General features: G+C 66.2%; 8 protein-coding genes and 1 pseudogene. 8 read left to right on the top strand and 1 reads right to left on the bottom strand.

Annotated features, from left to right (window positions below; all coding sequences use genetic code 11):
• Positions 1 to 466: 466 nt before the first annotated feature.
• Genes dpdE through dpdD form a run of 8 tightly spaced genes read left to right on the top strand, consistent with a single transcriptional unit; the run spans position 467 to position 17,827 of the window.
• Positions 467 to 3,562: a protein DpdE gene (dpdE, locus tag ACZ7CD_RS12485; RefSeq protein WP_470378912.1), complete on the top strand. Its 3,096-nt coding sequence runs from the start codon at positions 467 to 469 to the stop codon at positions 3,560 to 3,562.
• Positions 3,559 to 5,997 carry a protein DpdF gene (gene dpdF, locus ACZ7CD_RS12480; RefSeq protein ID WP_470378911.1) on the top strand — a complete coding sequence of 813 codons (2,439 nt, stop codon included), beginning with the start codon at positions 3,559 to 3,561 and terminating at the stop codon, positions 5,995 to 5,997. The genes dpdE and dpdF overlap by 4 nt, the downstream gene beginning before the upstream one ends.
• Positions 5,998 to 6,993 carry a hypothetical protein gene (locus ACZ7CD_RS12475; protein WP_470378910.1) on the top strand — a complete coding sequence of 332 codons (996 nt, stop codon included), beginning with the start codon at positions 5,998 to 6,000 and terminating at the stop codon, positions 6,991 to 6,993. It begins immediately after the preceding gene.
• A 50-nt stretch (positions 6,994 to 7,043) separates the two neighbouring features.
• A complete protein-coding gene (locus ACZ7CD_RS12470; protein ID WP_470378909.1) occupies positions 7,044 to 9,962 on the top strand; it encodes a hypothetical protein in 2,919 nt (972 codons plus the stop codon).
• Positions 9,959 to 10,702: a hypothetical protein gene (locus tag ACZ7CD_RS12465; protein ID WP_470378908.1), complete on the top strand. Its 744-nt coding sequence runs from the start codon at positions 9,959 to 9,961 to the stop codon at positions 10,700 to 10,702. Before ACZ7CD_RS12470 ends, ACZ7CD_RS12465 begins: the two co-directional genes overlap by 4 nt.
• The gene (gene dpdJ, locus ACZ7CD_RS12460; RefSeq protein ID WP_470378907.1) at positions 10,699 to 15,120 is read left to right on the top strand and encodes a protein DpdJ; all 4,422 of its coding nucleotides are present in this window, start codon (positions 10,699 to 10,701) and stop codon (positions 15,118 to 15,120) included. The genes ACZ7CD_RS12465 and dpdJ overlap by 4 nt, the downstream gene beginning before the upstream one ends.
• 2 nt (positions 15,121 to 15,122) lie before the next feature.
• Positions 15,123 to 15,650: a phospholipase D-like domain-containing protein DpdK gene (gene dpdK / locus ACZ7CD_RS12455; RefSeq protein ID WP_470379111.1), complete on the top strand. Its 528-nt coding sequence runs from the start codon at positions 15,123 to 15,125 to the stop codon at positions 15,648 to 15,650.
• Positions 15,650 to 17,827, top strand: a complete 2,178-nt coding sequence (gene dpdD, locus ACZ7CD_RS12450; RefSeq protein ID WP_470378906.1) for a protein DpdD — start codon at positions 15,650 to 15,652, stop codon at positions 17,825 to 17,827. Before dpdK ends, dpdD begins: the two co-directional genes overlap by 1 nt.
• Positions 17,828 to 18,479: 652 nt before the next feature.
• On the opposite strand, the pseudogene ACZ7CD_RS12445 reads toward dpdD, so the two are convergent.
• Positions 18,480 to 18,976: pseudogene (locus tag ACZ7CD_RS12445) on the bottom strand (IS3 family transposase); the annotation flags it as partial.

Raw genomic sequence — 18,976 nt, 5'->3', positions numbered from 1 at the left:
GGCCGGAAGTTACGCTGGACCCGGTCGTCGGTCTTGCCGAACTCGTCGATCAGCGCCATCTATTCAATCTGTCGACGCGGCCGCGCCGATAAGTCCATGCCCACCGCCGAACACAGTGTTGACGACATCGGTATCTACGCACCCAGTATGTTTGGTCGAACGGTCAGGGCACTGAGGGGGAATCACCGGTCGGTTCCCTCCAGTCTGAGCAACGAGTCGGTGGTTGCGCGCGGTTCTTGTTCGGACTGCGGGTCCGGTGTAACGCTGCCCAGGACCACTCCGATATGACGGTCACACCGGCAAGCAGGAGCCGGATCGACTGGTCGCGCGGTGTCGTGGAGCCGGCCGCGATACTCTTTGGCGCCACTACTGCAGTCAGGTGGCGGGCAGCATCGGTGAGCAGGGCAAGCAGATCGTCCGCTGATTATCGAACGCAGTATTTGGCGGGCCGCAGGGAGGGGTATGCGTGCAGAGGTACCGAATCGTCAAGAACGCGGAACTGGGCTGGGCGCGTCTGGACTCCGATTCGGGTACGGTCGCATTCTTCGACACGCCGGTCGCGCCAGAGTCGGTCATCCCGGCGGCCGGGCGAACCTGGCACGACAAGGAGTTGCCGGAACAACACCGGGTCTGGTGGTTCGACGGAGATCGCTGGATGGTGGGAAGAGTCTACGGGCCTGACACCGAAGAGTTGAGCGCCTACCACGTTCATTTTCCCAACGGGTACACCGCGCTCGTGCCCGTCTCTGAACTTCGGGTTCGCTGGTCGAAACCGCTGGCCGATCCGTTGGCCCTGCTCAAAGCGGGCACTGTGGAAAGTCGCTTTTTCCACACGCGTCGAACGCAGTTCCTCCGACACGTGTTCAAACAGCGAAGTGCTTCCCGCGGGCTCGGCGCTGTCATGTCATCGGGCGTTGAAATCCACGACCACCAGGTCGGGGCGGCACGTCGGGTGCTTTCCGATCCGGTGTCCCGGTACCTGCTGGCCGACGAGGTTGGGCTGGGTAAGACGATCGAGGCCGGGATGGTGCTGCGGCAACTCCTGTTGGACTGCACGGGGGACGCCCTCGTCATCGTTCCCGATGCGATCGTCGAGCAGTGGCGCCTCGAACTTTCCACGAAGTTCCGCATCGACGATTTCCCCGGCCGGGTAGAGGTCGCCGGACACTCGGATGTCGAGGACATGAGCGACGAAAAGCGGTTGCTCGTCGTCGTGGATGAAGCTCACAGGTTTACCGACAACCTAAAGTACGACGGCCAAGGCGCGCGTGTGCGGCAGTACGAGGCGCTTTGCGCGATAGCGCACGCCTCGGAATCCCTGCTGCTGCTAAGCGCGACCCCTGTGCGCAGCAACGAGGACGCATTCCTCGGCCTCCTTCACCTATTGGACTCGGAGAACTACCCGCTTTCCGACGTCGATGCCTTCCGGCGGCGGGTCGAGATGCGCGATGAACTGGCCCAAGCCATGTCATCGTTCGACCGCGACACCCCGCTCCGCTACCTCCGGGAACCCATCGACTTGGTTGCGAACCTGCTCAGCGGGGACCTGGTCGTCGCAGAACTCGTGGCGGAGTTGCGTCGGTTTATCGACGAACGGCAGCAGGAGAAGGTCCACGCGTGCATCGACCGCTTGCGCATCCACATCGCGGAGAGCTATCGGCTGCACCGGCGGATGATCCGCAATCGGCGCGACACCGTGGCCAAGCGAAGCTTTCCCGTGCGGGGTCGCACCCTGGGGACGCCGTGGGCCGTGGTAGATCCGGACCCTCGGCGGGACCCGCTGTTCCGGGTACTCGACGACCTCCGACTCGGTCTTGAGCTGTCCGATTCACCGGACGCGGGGGCCATACTCCAAGTCGTCTTCGGCCGCTGCTCGGCACCGCTGCAGGCCTTGGCGGACCTGGCGGCGGCTCTCCGCGGCGAGGAGAGGCACGACCTGTCGAGTGAGGAGATGAGAGTCGTCGAATCGTTCCGCGACACGGACGCCGGACAAATTCTGGCACGTGCGCTGGAGCAACTGCTCGCCGTCGAGGCGGAGGTCGACCGCCTCTCGGCTGCGGTCGACTGGGCTCGCCGTCGCGTCGGACGCGGCAAGTTCGCGATTTCCTGCACGTTCCCGCGTACCGCTGGACTTGTCGCCGACTCGCTGACGCAGGAACTAGGCTGGCACCGGGTCGTCGCCCTCCTCGAAGGGCAGGACAGCATTACCCGGAACCGCCTGGTGACCGAGTTCGCCGACATCGGTGAACGCAGCGTCCTGGTGATCGACAGGTCGGCCGAAGAGGGTGTGAACCTCCAATTCGTCGACGAGGTCATGCACCTCGACGTCCCCACCACGACCTCCGCGCTTGAACAGCGCCTCGGCCGGTTCGACCGGTGGAGCGAGGTCAAGAAGCCTGTGCGTTCTGTGGTCTTCACTGAATCCGATCCGGAGCGTCAGGCCCACCTTGGTGCGTGGACGGCAACGCTCAAGGACGTGTTCGAGGTGTTCGAGGCGTCCACCTCCACCATGCAGTACGTCCTGTCGGATCTGGAACGCGAGTTCTTCCGTACCGCGATCGGTGGTGGTCTCGCCGGAGCACACGAGTTGATGAAGACCCGCGTCGATGTGTTGGAAACCCAACGTCGGCAGATCGCGGTACAGGACCTACTGGACAGCGTCGAGGACGCGGGCGACGACGAGGAGTTCGCGGACCGGCTCGCCAAGGTGGATGGGAAGAGCCGAGAGTTCGAGCGTGCCGTCGTCGCCTACGTCCATGAGATGCTGAACTTCCAGGTCGACTACCCGGACAGCGACCGCCTGCGTTTCCGCGTCAACGAGCACAAACCGCCGTTGCTGTCGAAGCCAGAGGTACGCACCATCGGCAACTCCGTTTTCCAGCGGGTGTACACAGCCGACCGCATCACCGCGTCCGAAGGACTGGGACTACTCCGCTGGGGCGAGCCGTTCGTCGACGCCTTCGCGGCGTTCGCGGAGTCGGACGACCGGGGGAAGGTGTTCGCCGTGGAGTTGGAACTGCGAGCGGGGCAACCAAGCCTGCCGCCGTCGTTCGCGTTCTGCTTCGACATCGAAATCGGACCGGCCCCGGTCGAGCCGAAGTCCGATGCGGCTTTCCAGCGGGCTGTCCGGGCTCGTACCTCGCTGTTCCTGCCCACGACCATCGAACGGGTGTGGTGGATGCAGGGAGCAGAAGAATGCGCGGCGGAGCAGATCTCCTTGCTGGAACTCAGGGAGGGCATCAACCTGGGTAGTCGTCCCGACCGCTTCCGCGAGCTCACGCAGGGCTCCGACTGGGCACGTCAGTGCGATGAAGCAGCGGAACGGGCGTTCGCCGTGGCCCGCCGTCGTCCAGAGGTCTTGAAGCGGCTCGCCGGCGCGGTCGAGCGAGCGACGGCGGCCAAGGCCAAGGAGGTCGCGATCCTGACCGCCCGGTCCCAAACCACTGAGATTCCAACCGTCGATCACGAGGTCTTGACCGCGGTGGAGGAGGCGTTGGCCAACCCGGTGTTCAGGCTCGAAAGTTGTGGCGCGGTCATAATCACCAGGGTGAACCACTCATGACGGCACTGACGCTCGCGGAGCTCGCTCAAACCGACGACCGGCTCAACCGCAGGCTCAGATCGTCCCGGTCGTGGCGGGCCGCCGAACTCCTGCCGCTGATCCGGTCGGAGTTGGTGCGCCGCGGCTACCAATCGGTGGCAACCGACGTCCCGGCGCTGAAAGACATCCCCGCAGCCGACTGGGTGTCCCACGGCTTTGATCGCACGGCGGATCACGAGTGGGTGTCGAGGCCTTGGTTGCCCTCGTGGATCGACCACCGAGGCGTCGCACCTGATGAGGTCGTGGCCCGCCGTGAACAGCGCCGTCCGTTGTGGAAGCTGGCCGCCGACCGGTTCCACGCCGAGGTCACGGGGCACGGTGATTACCTGAGCCCAGGACAGCGGGAGTGCGTCCGTGCTGTCGCTACGGCACAGGGCGGCGATTCGGTCGTCTGCGTGCTGCCCACCGGTTCCGGCAAAACCGATGTCGTGCTCTCCCGGGCGATCCGGAGTCGTCCGAGGCAGACGTGCATCGTCGTCCCGACGGTGTCGCTGGCTTTAGACCTCGAACGGCGGGTGCGACTCATGACGGGCGAGGCAGATCGCCTCGCCTACCACGGAGGGCTCTCGACGGAGGACAAGACGTCGCTCGTCCAGCGCGTGCGGGACGGCGCGCAGTGGCTGGTCATCACCTCGCCGGAAGCCGCGTGCACGGTGCTCTCCCAGCCACTGGAGGTTGCGGCCCGAGAAGGCCGCCTGGACCAGTTGGCGATCGACGAAGCGCACATCGTGTCCGAGTGGGGCGACGACTTCCGGCCCGCCTTCCACGTCCTGTCCGGTCTGCGCCGGCGACTGCTCGCCGGAGCCTCGCCAGATCAGCGGCCGATCACCGTCATGCTGACGGCTACGCTCGACGATTACGGGCTGCAGACGCTGCGGCGGCTCTTCCCTGGTGATCGGCAGCTGCTCGTGTCCGCACAAGCCACGCGTCCGGAACCGGCTTGGTGGTCGCGGCGGTGCGAGAACGAGGACGACAAGCGTCTGCGGTTCTTGGAGACGTGCCGGCACCTGCCGAGACCGCTGGTCGTGTACACCGCGCTGCACAGTTCGCCCCGTTCCACCACTGTCGCCGACGTGCTCGGATGGCTGAAGGGCTCCGGTCTGCACGCGGTCACGGGGGTGCGAGGAGGAGCCTCCTCCAAGGTGAAGAACGCGGCGGTACGGGGACTCGGGTTGGCCGGCGAGTTGTCGGAGGACGTGGACGTCGTCGTTGCCACCTCCGCATTCGGGCTCGGGGTCGACATCCCCGACGTGCGGGCCGTGATCCACCTCTGCGTGCCCGAGTCGGTCAACCGGCTCTACCAGGAGGTCGGTCGCGGTGGACGGGACGGTGTGGCTTCGCTGTCGATGGTGTTGTGGACCGACGCGGACGCCGCCGTCGCCGGCGATCTCGCCGACGCGAGGTCGATCGGCGATGACAAGGCGTGGCGGCGCTGGCAGCAGATGGCACTGGGAGAGACGGTCGGCGACGTGATCCAGGTCGACCTCACCTCTGCGATCGACACGGTCACCTACCCGTGGAGCGAGGCGAACCTCTTCTGGAACGTGCAGACCCTCATAGGTATGGACCGCGCGGGGATGATCGCCATCGAATGGCCTCCTCCCCCCGAGTTGTCCGTCGACGCCACGGAGGACGACCTGCGGAACGCGTTCGCGGCGCACCACGCCTCGATCGCGGTTCGCCCGCTCCACGGTGACCTCGACGAGACCCGATTCCGGGAACGGTTCCGCCGGGCGCGGAACATGAGTCGCAGCGCCTCGGCTGCCTCGTTGGACTCAGCGACCGCGATCTTGGAAGCGCGAACCACGTGCGTGAACGAACTGCTGGCGCAGCAGTACCGGTTGCACAGCGATTCCAGCCTGATCTCGGTAGCACGGCAGTGCGGCGGCTGTCCGGCATGCCGGGCCGATCAGGTACCACCCCGGTTGCTCCGCCACCCCGTCGAACCCCAGTTCGGGGGTGGCCCGCTCACCCGTGGCGCGGGTGCTGCCCTCGCCAGGCTGGCCGGAGGTGTGAAGCTCTGCTTCTGGTCGCGCGAGGGGCAGACCGAGGAACAGGAGGAACTCGTTGACCGACTGGTCGCTAACGGTGTGGTGTCGCTCGTCTCCGAGGGAGCCTGGTGGCCGGAGCCGCGTCGCAAGGACGCGTTCTGGTGGCACGACAAGGTCGTGGATGTGATCGACGGCACCGTGCTGCGCGTGCCGACGCTGGTCCGGGTCGACGAGGAGGGCCCGACACCGAAGAACGCCGCGCTCCTGTTGTCGAGGCTGTCCCGCGGGCCTTTGACGATTGTGCTCACCAACGAGAGCACCCCGAACCCGTTCGATCCCCGTGCCCGACTCCGAGAGTCGTGGGGACCTGCGTACCCCGTCGACCAAGCATTGCGGAGAATTTAGATGTCCCTCCTCACTTCCCCTGACATGCTGCCGGAGGCAATGCGCTTCCTGGTGCGCGCGCTCCTGCTGCATGGGCGCGATGGCGTGGAAACCGCGGAAGTCGTCGACCTGATCGCCCCATCCTCTCTCGTGGAGGCGATGAGGTCGCTGGAAGGCGACGGCGGGAAAACACCGACTGCCGGCAGCACCAACGCCGCCGGCCAATTGATGGTCAGGCAGTCGCTGGTGGCGCTGAACACCTTCGGAGCCCTGTCCGAGCGGACTCGCGTTGTCGCGCTCGCCGACGACCTGATCGAACGCTGGGCCGCCCCGGGTGACGTGACAGCCCCGGTGTTCTGGACGTTCCTGCTCGACCGGCTCTTCGAGAAAGCGAAGCCGAACGAGCCGAGCGGTAGCGACGAGGGCGTCACGGACCTTATCCAGGCGTTGGAGTTGCTCTACACCGCCGATGAGCCGATGTGGCCGTTCGACCGCTTCGAAGCCAGCGACAACGAACGGACGCGCAGGGGGCGCAGCTTCCGGGACTACCAGGCGTCGGTGCTGGGTGGCGGCCCCAGCCAGTGGCCGGTGCCCAACAAAGAGCAGTGGCAGCCGTTCCTGCGCTGGGCGTCCTACCTGGGCCTCGCTCGTGAGGTCGGATCCTCGGGGGTCATCCCGGACGCCAGTGCCGCGCTTGCCGCCCGACTGGCCGACATCCCGGCCGGCAACTACGGCGTCGAGGACTTCGTGACCAGGTGCGCGGCGGTCCTGCCGTTGGTCGACGGCGGTGAACTGCAGACCCTCCACCAGTCACAGCGCGAAGGTGATACGGAGGTCCTGTCGGCAGGATTGTCGCTGTCCCTGATGCAGTTGGAAGCCGACGGCGTGGTGGGCTTGACGAAACAGAGCGACACAGGGGTGCGCATCATGCGCCTCGGGCGGAACAAGGCCCTGGATCGCGCGGTGACGACCGTGGAGTGGAAGCCCCGAGCCCAAACCGAGGGGGGCCGCAAGTGAACAGGTACCCGGTGTGCTGGGACCGGTCGGCGATAGCCTATGCCACGCAGGTGGACGTCGGCGGCCTCGAACTGGACGACCCGCGTGCGGACGCGGTCTTCTCGGCGATCCACCACCCATTGCCCCTGCGCCGCGTGCGGGAGGTCGACTCCGACGAGGAGTCGGAAGCCTCGGAAGACGACGTCTTTCGGTCCTTCACCAAGCCGGTCAGCGGAAACGAGCCGGTGCTGGTGTTCGTCACCGGCCAGCGGGGCACCGGCAAGAGCCACCTCGTGCGGTGGCTCAAGTCCAAGGTCGGCGTCCCCGGCAACTGGCACGTCGTCTACATCGCAAAGCGCAACACCAGCCTGCGCAAGGTGACGGAACTGATCCTGGAGGGCATCGACACCCCCAAGGCGAGGGAACTCAGGCAGTCACTCGACCGGGCGTCGTCCGACATTTCGAGCGACGAAGAAGCGATGACCGCGCTGCTCAACAAGTTGGACCAGTTGGTGACCTACGACCAGGCAGGCGACCTGCAGGCGCTCTCCGGCATCCCACCGGAGGAGTTGGCCGACCTGCGGGAGAAGGCGCACCGCCTGCTCGGCGACTTCACGTTCCGAGCGGAACTGAGCAAGCCCGGCGGCCCGATCCACCGGATCGCCCGCCTCGCCGGCGGCTACGACGAGAGCGAGGAGAGCGACGAGGCCGACCTGAGGTTGACCGAGGCGGACTTCTTGGTCGAACCCACGAAGTTCGACGACGCGATGCCCGACCTGCGCAAACTCGTGCTGTTCATCTGCAACCACACGCAGTTCCGCACCGAGATCGCGGCGCTGTGCGACTCGTACCTCGGCAGGGCGAAGACCGAGGTGTTCGTCGGACCGCGGACCGACCTTCTCGCCGTCTTCGAAGACGTCCGCAGGGTCGTCGCGTCGCAGGACAAGGAACTCTGCCTGTTCGTCGAGGACCTGGTGCTGCTGCACGGCATCGACAAACAACTCGCCCAGGCGCTGACCATCCCGGCGAACGGGGAGCTGTGCAAGCTGCGCGCAGCGATCGCGGTCACCGACGGTTATTTGAAGTCGATCGGCACCTTCACCGACCGTGGTGAGCGCTACCGGCTCGACGTGGACCTGAAGGACGTTCCCAGGGCTGACCTCCGCGAGTTCGTCGGTCGGTACCTCAACGTCGGCCGGTTGCCCGAGGGGGCGCTGGCGGACGAGGAGAGCGCCTGTCTGCGTTGTGAATTCATCGAACAGTGCCACGGGACATTCGGTGCCACCAAGCTCGGGCACGGCCTCTACCCGTACAACGCGGCAGCGTTGGACCGACTGATCGCTTTGGCGAGCAAGAACAAGTTCCGTCCCCGGGAGATCCTCCGGGAAGTGATCCGGGCGCCTCTTGAGACCGCCGAGGACGAGTTGCCGAATCCGGGGACGTTCCCGTCCGCGAACTTCGCCCGGTCGCTGGACAAGAACCGTGAGAACGTGCCGCCCGCGGTCCATGTCCAGATCGACCGCCTGAACCCGGGAGGTCACGAACAGGAGGTCGGTCTCCGGGCTTTCTACGCCGTGGCCCCGCCAGTGGCCGATCCCGGCCTCCGCAGGATCGCGGAGCGCTTCGGTGTGTCGATCAGCGAAACCTCGATCGACTCTTCGACCGGCACCGCGGACATGGCGACCGAAGAGACCCCACCTCAGGGCAAAGGTCGGACCCATGACCACGAGAAGACCGAAACACCCGCGCCGCCGGAGCTGGACCAGTTCGACAAGTGGGCGCTCGACGACGACGTCCTGCTGAACGCCAGAACGGCAAACAGAATCCGCGTCTGGATCTGTGATGCCGTCGTGTCACAACTCCGGAGCGGTCGGTACGGTCTTTCCGTCACCGCCACGTCCTCCGGCACCATCCACAAGTGGCAGATCGGCGCACACACCCTGTTCGCCACAGACATCGACATAGAGAAGTCGGGCGGTGCAGGAAGTCGCAAGTCGGGCACGCTTTTCTCCATCGAACGCTCGCACGATAACGCCGTCCTCCTGCGAGGTGTGTATAACGCGACGATGGGAGGTGCGCTGGACGAGTTCGATGACGGCTTGTGGTACTTCCCGCTGCAATCCCGAATCAGTGACTACGCCGCCGAACTCGCGCAACTCGCCCAGGGGGCACCAGAGCTCGGTGCCGCCGTGCGCACCCTCATGATCATCCGCAACGTGGCGGCACTTCCTGGTGAAACGGTCCGAGAGGCGCTGCCGGTGATGTTGAAGCCGGTCCCAGCCGACCGTGCGCATGTCGCGGTGAAGGATTTCGCCGACAGCGTCAACAGCATCCGGAAAGAAGCGCTGGAAGTGCTGCGGGACCACGTCACGGCTGCGAAGGGCGACGGCAAGCCGTCGCTGATCGACGTGGCCGAGATTCATTCGCATGTGCGCTCCAACCTGAAGACGACGTCGGAGGACTTCGACACCGCCGCCGACGTGCACGGCAGCGGCATCGGAATGCGCTTGGCGGTGAAGATGCGGACGTCTTCACACAAAGCATGGTCCGACGTCACCGATGAGGTCAAGAAAATCGACCGACTGCTCGATCCCCAGGAAAATCTGGAGCACCTGCAGCAGGTGATGCGGAAACTCGTGGAGGAAGCCCACGTCGGCCAGAAACTGCCCCGCGCCGACTCCAAGGAAGAATTCGAACGAGTCGCCTCGGGTCTACTTCCGAAAACCATGGAAACCTATCGGCGTTTCTCGGAGGTGGTCGCAAACGGTCCCGCTCCTGGTGATCTGTGGAAGCTCCGGAACAGCCCGTTGCCCACGCTCCGGGCGTTGCGGAGCTTTGCCGAGACCACGATGAGGCTTCTTGGACACCTGGAATCATCGCTCACACCCGTCGGCACCGACGGTTCGGCGGTCGACACGGATGGCCTCGTGAAGGACTTTCGGGCGTTGGCCGACAAGTTGGACGAGATCGCCAGTGGAGGAGCACGATGACGACGTTCGCCTCCCGGGCGGAGACGCTGCTCAACCGGCTGGGCCAGATGAAGTCCGAACAGCGGGACGTGAACGCCCGGGCGAAGGTCGAACGAGTACGAACCCGTGCGGTGGGCGCGGGCGAGAAACTCGCGGCCATCTCCGCCGCGGACACCGAACTCCGGCAGATGGGTGTCGTCGCCCGCGTGCGCGAAGGCCTCCCGTCGGAGGCTGGCCAGGCCAGGCGGGCATTGCGATCCGCGGCGAGTGCCGTGACGGGGGCAGCGGCCACGGACGTGGCGACACGTGTCGGTGCGGAGTCGGTGGACGAGGCGCTGAAAACGGCCGAGAAAATCGCCAACGAGCTCCTGACGAACCTCAACCGCGCGGTGGACCGACGCCGTCTGGCCGAACGCCCCGCCGGCGTCGAAGCGGACATCGCTGTCTACCCCGGCGTGATGGAGTCACTGGTCGTGCGGCTGCAAGGCGTGCAACGCCGCCTGAACACGCAGGTGGACAAGGTCGCGGCCCAGGACCTGGCGAACCGCCTCCGGGAGATTCTCGCTGACGTCGAGACTTGGCAACATGATCACCCACTGCTCGATGAAGTGCTGGAGCGGCACCACCCCGAGATCAAGGATTTCCTCCGCCGAGCCGCGACGGCCGAGGGCGCTCCTTGGGAGCTCATCACGCCAAGGGTGAGAGAGTGGCTGGGTGACGCCCGCAACACCGTCGACCTGAGGGTGGTGCTGCGTTCATGAACGATGCGTCACCCGACCCCGTGCTGACCGCGCTCGACCTCATCGAGGAGGCGGAGGCGCGGAAGATCGCATGGGGCCTGCTCGACGAGTCCTGGACCCGTGCGACGCTCTCGGAACTCCTGCGAGAGCAGAAGTGGGACGGCGCCGACGCCGGGAAGTGCATCGACGAACTCGTGGCACGGAACCTGCTCGTGCAGTTGCCGAAGGAGTGGCCGGCCAGGTTTCGCACCAGGATGGCTGAGGCCGTCCGCTTGTTCAGCCGCCTGCGGCAACTCTTTCCGGGGCGCCCCTGGCAGGCGTCCAGCACTCTTGTGTCCGACATTCGGTTCATGCGACGCGCCCGCACTTTCCCGAAGCGCGACATCGCCGCGTCCGACGCGCTGGACCGGTTGGCGGAGAGGGATGTCCCGACCGCTCTGCTGACCGAGGTGGAACGGATACTGCGCAGGCGGCCTTTCCTCTCGCTTTTCCAGGTGCACGCCACGAACGCGATCCTGGCGGCGTTGAAGGTGCAGCGGGATCGCGGTGTGGTGGTGGGTGCCGGCACCGGCAGTGGCAAGACCCTCGCTTTCTACCTCCCCGTGCTCGCGTGGCTCGCCGCGTCCGGACCGCGCGGTCCCCGTGCGGTCGCGATCTACCCTCGGAACGAACTGCTCAAGGACCAGCTCGCCGCCGCCTTGCGTGAGGTGCGCCGCCTCCGGGAGGCAGGCGGTCGCCAACTGTCGGTGGGCGCCTACTTCGGTCCCACACCGCGAAGGGCGAACGAGGACCCGGACCCTCGTGGTGGGTGGAGGCTGCGAGGCAAGAGGTGGATCTGCCCGTTCCTCACCTGTCCGGCGGAGCCTTCGGGCGTGCAGTGCGGCGGGGAACTCGCCTGGCACCCAGCCGGCGGTCGAGGAACGCAGTGGGGCGAACTGGTCTGCGTCGATTGCGAGAAGCCGGTCACCTCCCTGGAACTGCGACTCACCCGCGATTCCATGGCGGCCGAAGCACCTGACATCCTGTTCACCACGACGGAGATGCTCAACCAGCAGTTGAGCGACGGCTGGTCGCGTCACATCTTCGGCGTCGGTACGCAAGTCGATCGGCCCCCTGCCGTCGTGCTGCTCGATGAGATCCACACCTACAGCGGCACGAGCGGTGCCCAGATCGCCTACTTGATGCGACGTTGGCGCAGGTTGCTCGGTCGACACGTGACGTGGGTGGGCCTGAGCGCCACCCTGGCCAACGCGGAGGTGTTCTTCGCCGACCTGTGCGGTATCGAGGTCGAAGCGGTGGACGACATCCGGCCGCAACCCGACGAGATGGAGCACGTCGGCAGCGAGTACCAGATCCTCCTCCGCGGGGACCCCGCATCGCAATCGGCCCTGCTGTCGACCACCATCCAGAGCCTGATGCTGCTGCGGAGGATCCTCGACGAGAGCCCCGGGGATCCGTCCGATGCCCACGGGACGAGGGTGTTCGCATTCCTGGACAACCTCGATCTCGTCAACAGGCTGTTCCGCCAGCTCCTCAGCGCCGAGGGCCGTGATCCCTTCGGCGCACGCATCCCCACTGCGACCGTGCTGGCGGCCTTGCGCATGGGCGACCACGTGCAGGACCGGTCGGCGGCGGATTACACGGCGTTGAACCGCGCGGGCCAGCACTGGTGGCTGTCGGAGCACCTGGGCTTCGGGCTGCGTGCGCTCGACATCGCCCGCACGTCCTCCCAGGACACCGGTGTGGACTCGGGCGCGGATGTCGTCGTGGCGACGGCGTCCCTCGAAGTGGGCTACGACGACCCGCGCGTCGGCGGCGTTCTCCAGCACAAGGCGCCTCGCGATGTGGCGCAGTTCCTCCAGCGCCGCGGACGTGCCGGTCGATCGCGTTCCCAGCGCCCGTGGACCGTCGTGGTGCTCTCCGACTACGGGCGCGACCGGCTCGCGTTCCAGTCGTACGAGTCGATCCTCGACCCGGCGATTCCCGCCAAGACGTTGCCGCTGGGCAACCAATCGGTGCGGAAGATGCAGGCGGCGATGTGCCTCGTCGACTGGGTCGCCGACCGGTTGGGTGTCAACCGCCCACCATCGACGTTCGTCCGCAACGTCTGGGCGGCTCCGGGTCGTGGGAGCGCCCGCTTCAAGGCATCGTGCGTCCAACTCCTCCAGGACGTGCTCGACGGCGGCCCCGCCCGGCGTGACCTGGTCGAATTCATCCGGAGCAGTCTCGCGCTCGAAAAGGACGAGATCGAGGCCTTGTGCTGGGAGCACCCGCGATCACTGCTGATGGAGGTCGTGCCGACCATCCACCGGAGACTGACCAGCGACTGGGCCACAGTCCGGGAAGGACAGGTCACACCGGGCACCGACGTCTCGACCCGTCAACCACTGCCGGAGTTCATCCCGTCGACGCTCTTCACCGATCTCGTGCTGCCCGAGGTCGTGGTGGTGCCGCCCGATGGCTACGACCCCGCTGCGGACACCTCGATCCCGGTGGGGATGGGCCTCAACGAACTCGCGCCCGGCAAGGTGACACTCCGGTGGGCGGTCCGGGCGGTCAAGGGCCTGTGGATTGAGCCACCGTCCTCCGGCGTTGTCGAGCTGGACGAGTCGTTGGCACCCGGTGGGCAGGTCGTGACCGAACTGCCCGTGGACGGGGCCTCCGTTCCCCTGGTCCGTCCGATCCGGATCCACCCGGTCAAACCGAGCCCTGAAGTGCTACCGACGTCGAACGGCTCACTTCAGTGGCGCTTCCTCTTCGACCGGGAAGCCGTGGGTACGGAATTGTCCCGTCCCAAGAGCAGCCCGTTGGGTGACCTGGTCCCTGCCCTGCGGGCATTTCTCAGCGTCGATCGCGGTTCGCTGCGCATCTGGAGGTACGCGCTGCAGGGAACCGCAGAGGTCGTGACCCGAAAGGGGCGGGACCGGCAGGACTACACCTTCACCCGTGCCGGGCATCCGGCAGCCATCGGGTTCTCGGCCGACGTCGACGCCCTCGCAGTGACGGTGGCGGTGCCCGCTTCGATCGAGGTGTTCGACCTGACCGGGGACGAGCACCGGTTGAGACAGTTGCGCACCGACCGGTTCGTCTGGCTCGTCAAGACCGGTCTGGACCAGGTGGGGCTCAACCCCTTCATCGCAGGATGGATCGCCGAGGTAGCCGTGTCGATCGCGGGTGAATCCGCACTGCGCGGCGCGGGCATCGCCGACCTGACGGACATGTCGCCCGGCAGGTGGCAGTCCTCGGCGGAGTCCGTCGTCGATGGGGTCATGCTCGCTACGGTGAACGTGGACGACGACGAGCGCCCGTTGCGCGACATGGTGCTGGACGCGCTCGGAAGACCGGATGTCGTTGGGGTCCTCGGACAGGCGCTCCCGGCGCTGGCAGAGCACCCCGACGAGTTCTGGCTGCCGTGGATCCGTTCCCGATTTCTGCAGACCGTCACGGCGGCCTGGCAGTTCGCGGCCCAGCAGGTGTGCCCCGACTTCAACGTCGACCTCGATGTCCTGGCGGACGTCGTGGACGAAGGCGGATCCGACGCCACGATCGTCCTGTGCGACGCGGCACCCGGCGGCGGAAGCGTGATCGAGACGCTCACCCGGCGACTCGCCGACGACCCCAGGCGATTCGACTCGCTCGTCGCGGCGGCCGCGGAAGCGACCGACACGGAGGAGGTGGACCCGTCGCTGCGCCGGGTACTGCACCTCCTGGCGACGAGCGACAAGGTGTCCCAGGCGGCCGCGAGGTTCCGACAGGGCGCCTCCGACCGGCTCGACGCCTGGCAAGCGCTGATCGCGCGGTTGGGCGAAGAGGGGATCACCCGCACCCACGTGAACCTCGCCGCGCTGTCCACCCGGATCTTCCCACCGGGCTCGGGGCCCGACAGCGACGAGCTGGTTCGTCTGCTGCTCGCCAAGTGGGACGAGTTCGACCTGCGCGCCGGGTTCGCCATCGATCACCGGGCGGTGTGCGCTTTCCTCGCCAAGGACCCAGAGGTGCTCAAGCGGGTGGAGCGCATCGCATCGCCCTCGATTCCGGGAACCTCCCAGGCCAGGGCCCAATCAGTGCTTCTCAGCCTGTTGTGGACAAGAGCCGTTGCGCGCCGGCCGGAAACACTGCGGGCCAGCAACCGCTACTCGTACGACACACCCCCGACGGAAAGGACCCTGCTGCGAGCCGTGCTTCCCGAACCGGCACAAGCCGTCGACGTCGACTCCGCCGAGTGGCGACAGGAGTTGGCCGCGGCGCTGAAGCGACACGGTGAGGCCCGTCTGTCCAGTTCCAGCGAGAACACCGTTGGCCTGGCCGAGGCGGTGCGCGAGTTGATGGTCGACCCGGTCGAGGTGGACTGGCTGTACGCCCATCCCCAGGTCGACGGTTTCGGCCGCGAGAACGGTCGGCACTGGGTGTCGGTCACACTCCGAGAGGCGCCCCTGTGAGCATGCGGCTCATCCACCGGACCGCGGCCTCGTCGAGTCGCGACATCGACGAGTGCCTCACCGGCCTGCTGTTCTCCGAACTGCTCAGCCCAGGTCGGCGGCTGATCCTCGTCTCGCCCTGGATGTCGGATTTCCCTGTGCTGGACAACCGCGGTGGCAGGTTCACGGCGGTTGACCCGGCGTGGACCGCGGGTCGAGTGCAGTTCTCCGCCGTGCTGAGGGCTCTGCTCGCCCGCGGTGTCCTCATCAAGATCGCATGCGGTGAGGGCGACCGCGAGGACGACTTCCTCGACAGGGTTCGGCTGGGTGCACGGCTGGACGGGACCGCTGACCGCCTGGTGGCGTTCCGACCTCCCCGGGACCACCGCGTCTTCAGCCACGAGAAAGCGTTGATCGCCGATTCCTGGGCGGTCTACGGCTCGATGAACCTCACCTACAGCGGAGTGACGATCAACGGCGAGTTGATCACAGTGACGACGGACCCCTCCGCCGTGGGTACGGTTGCGATGCAGATGGGGCAGTTCTTCTGATGAGCGCAGTCGATCGGGAACAGGCGTGGTCGGCCTTCGTCGACAGGTTCTTCACACCGCCCAACGAACTCCGGGCGGAAGGTGACCCTGCGGTCGAGAACGTCGTCGTGCCGGCGCGGGCTGCGTGGTTCGCCGAGGCGTCCCCGTTCTTCCTCCCCGTCCTGGCCTCAGGTTGGCGCTACTGGTACGTGGTCTGCCCCGACAAGGAGCAGCGGAACTGGGTCGCGGACCTCATCCGCGCGAATCTCGGGTCATGGATCGATTTCGACGGCCAGCCAGTCCAAACGGACTCGAAGTTGTCGATGGACCAAGCCGTCCGGGGACTGGTGGGCATGAGAGGATGCGCCTTTCGACTGCGCCTGCCCAAGAACGAACAAGCGGTGGTCCAGGTCGAGCAGGCCGTCGGGCGCCTGGTGCGAACCCTCGCCGCACGACCGCACCGGCGAGTGCTGTTGACGGCTCCGGTCGGCAGGGTGATCAGTGACTTCCAGGACGCCATCGTCGCGGGCGCGCAGGTACGTGCGGAGAACCTCCTCGATACCCTGGAGCAGGACCAGCGGCTATCACGAGCGAACCGCCTCTTCCTCCGGCTCCAGTACCTGGCGGCCTTCGAGCAGTGGGATCGGATGGCGGAACTGGAGCAGTTGCCGGATCTGCTCCGCATGGACCGGCCCGCGTTGGCCTCCGACGCGTTGGCAAGGCTCGCGATCTCCGGACTGCCCGTGGACGCGAGCCTCGATGACTTCGTGGCGGGCACCGGCCAGTTCGGTGCCTTGGTGCCATCTGTGACCGCGATCCGATCCAAGTCCGGCGCCCGTTACTACACGCTGTGGTCACTCGCATCTGGAGAACCGGCCCAGGAGGTGCTGGCACGGCTGGAACGGTCAGGATGGCTGCCGCAGGTCTTGGGCATGGACGTGCTCGCGCTTTTGCTGGGCGGTGCCAAACAGCGGGCAGAGCCTGCCCACGTCAGTTTGGCAGACCTCCACCGGGCCGTGAACGAAGGTCGTTACGACGCGGCTATCGACCTACTTCGTCAGGTACCGCCGGCAGAGGAGTTGGTCCCGCTCTTGGTCGACTTGTTCAACCTGACCTTCAGCGGTCGGGTCGCCGAGTTGTTCCAGCAGTGGAGCACGGCTTTGGGTGAATCCGTCGTCCAGGCGGCGCTATCCGTACGGCAACGGGACACCTCAAAGGAGCTCGACCTCGCGGCCTTGCCGTTCGGTGAAGCGGTTGTGCGCACCTTGGAGGCAGGAGAGGCGGCCGAACGCGACCGGGCCCTCAACGACCTGCGCGACCAATCCGTCCCGCAGTTGATGCAACCAGGCGCGCTGACCGAATTCGTGGAGGCGATGGGTCGAGGCGAGAGCCTCGAACTGGTCGACTTCGCCCTGGACGTGGAACGTGACCTGTTCCAGGCTGCGGGTGACGTAGCCGGAATCCAGGACCTGCGGCTGCGCATGGTGGAGATGTGGGCCCTGCTCGACGAATCGGGTGACCGACGCCGGGCCCTCCGACTGTCCGAGGTGATCGCCCGAACCCTGCGAACCGGCATCGGACGAGTAGCGCTCGACAACCTGGTGGAGCAGGTAGACGCCGCGTGGACCCCCTTCCTCACCGACGCCGACCTGCCCATGGGGCTTGAGGTGCTCGAACTGCTGGCCGCGTACCTCCCTAGGGAGAGCGTCGCGTTGCGCGACTTCGCGAGCAGGATCCTGAGCCGCCTCGGTCCGCACAGCGCACGGAGGGTCGACCCTGCCTGGCTGCACACCGCCGCGTCGCTGGCATCCGAGTTCGACCTGGTCGTCGAAGTACCCGAGTCGGCTGACGAGGAGGCGAACGCGACTGGCAGATCGTCCGGTTCGGTACCAGCAGGGACTTTTATCGCTCTCTACTCGTTGATGGAGCCTGCTGCTGTCCGGGCCGCCTCGATCATCCGCCGAAGGTATCCTGCGGTTCGCGTGGAGACTCTGGTCGCGAAGGTCGGGAACGACTCGTTGCGGAATGCCGCGCGCAACGCAGACCTCCTGGTGATAGCCGACAAGGCGGCAAGTCATGCTGCGACGGATGCCCTCAAGGCGGCGCGTGGCCGACGTCCGGTCGAGTACGCCCGTGGTGGCGGAACAGTGTCACTGATCGAGGCCGTGATGACCGGACTGAAAGCGCTCTTTCGCTGAACGTCCTCGCGTGGCCGCGTCCGAGATCACAGTCTCGGCAAGCGAGGCACCGTGCTGCAGCCGACCGATCTCAACTTTGCGTGAAGCACGAAGCGGGTCTGAGCCGCGCGTCTGATTGAAATGGTCGTAATGGTCTGTCCTGGGACAATCAGCTTGGCCCTGTCGGGGACCTCTGTCGCCGTTATGTCAGTACACTCGACACTCAGCTACCGGACTGAAGCGCTTAGGTCTGCTGCACGAGTAGGCGACATCTGAGTTGCCTTTCCGTGACGATGAGCTAGTCTGGTGTCTGGTGTTGCTTGCTCTTGGTCTGTTCGGGTGGAGTTGGACAGGGCGTCGTCACGATGCTTTTGGCAGCTGGGTCTCGGTTTGACCGAGGGAGCTGACTGTGGTCACGTTGACGAATGCCGAACTGGTTGCCGCGTTGACGGAACGTCGCCGTTCAGTGGCATCGTCTTAGGAGCCTGGCCTGCGCTTTGCGCTCTACGGCCGGATGTCGACGAGCACCGTTTCAGGATGTGCAGACTTCGCGCGCGTGGCAGCGCGCGGTGTCGGATGAGTTGATCGATGGCGTTGGCTCGGTTATCGCGGAGTTGGGTCTGCTGCACGAGTAGGTGACAGTTGTAGTCACGCAGCCTGGCTGGCTGGCTGGCGTGGCCATAATTGCTTCGTATTCGATGGGGGTCAACCGGCCGAGGGCGGTCTGGCGTCGGCGGCGGTGGTAGGTGCGCTCGATCCAGGTCACGATCGCGATCCGCAGTTCGTCTCGGGCGGGCCAGGTGCGTCGGTCGAGAACATTGTTCTGCAGCAACGCGAAGAAGCTCTCCATGGCCGCGTTGTCGCCCGCGGCACCGACCCGGCCCATCGAGCCGGCCAAGCCGTGACGAGCGAGTGCACGGACGAATTTCCTGGATCGAAATTGCGAGCCGCGGTCGGTGTGCACCACGCAGCCGGCGACGTCACCGCGGCGGGCGAGGGCGTTGGTGAGCGCGGTGACGGCGAGGCACGACTTCATCCGGGAGTCGATGGAGTAGCCGACGATTCGGTTGGAATGGATGTCCTTGACCGCGCAGAGATACAGCTTCCCTTCTGTGGTGCGGTGTTCGGTGATATCGGCTAGCCACAGCCGGTTCGGCGCCGCGGCGGTGA

The organism is Lentzea sp. NPDC036949 (assembly GCF_055608075.1).
Note: the sequence above shows the minus strand (reverse complement) of the source record. Positions and strands in the feature narration are given on the sequence as shown.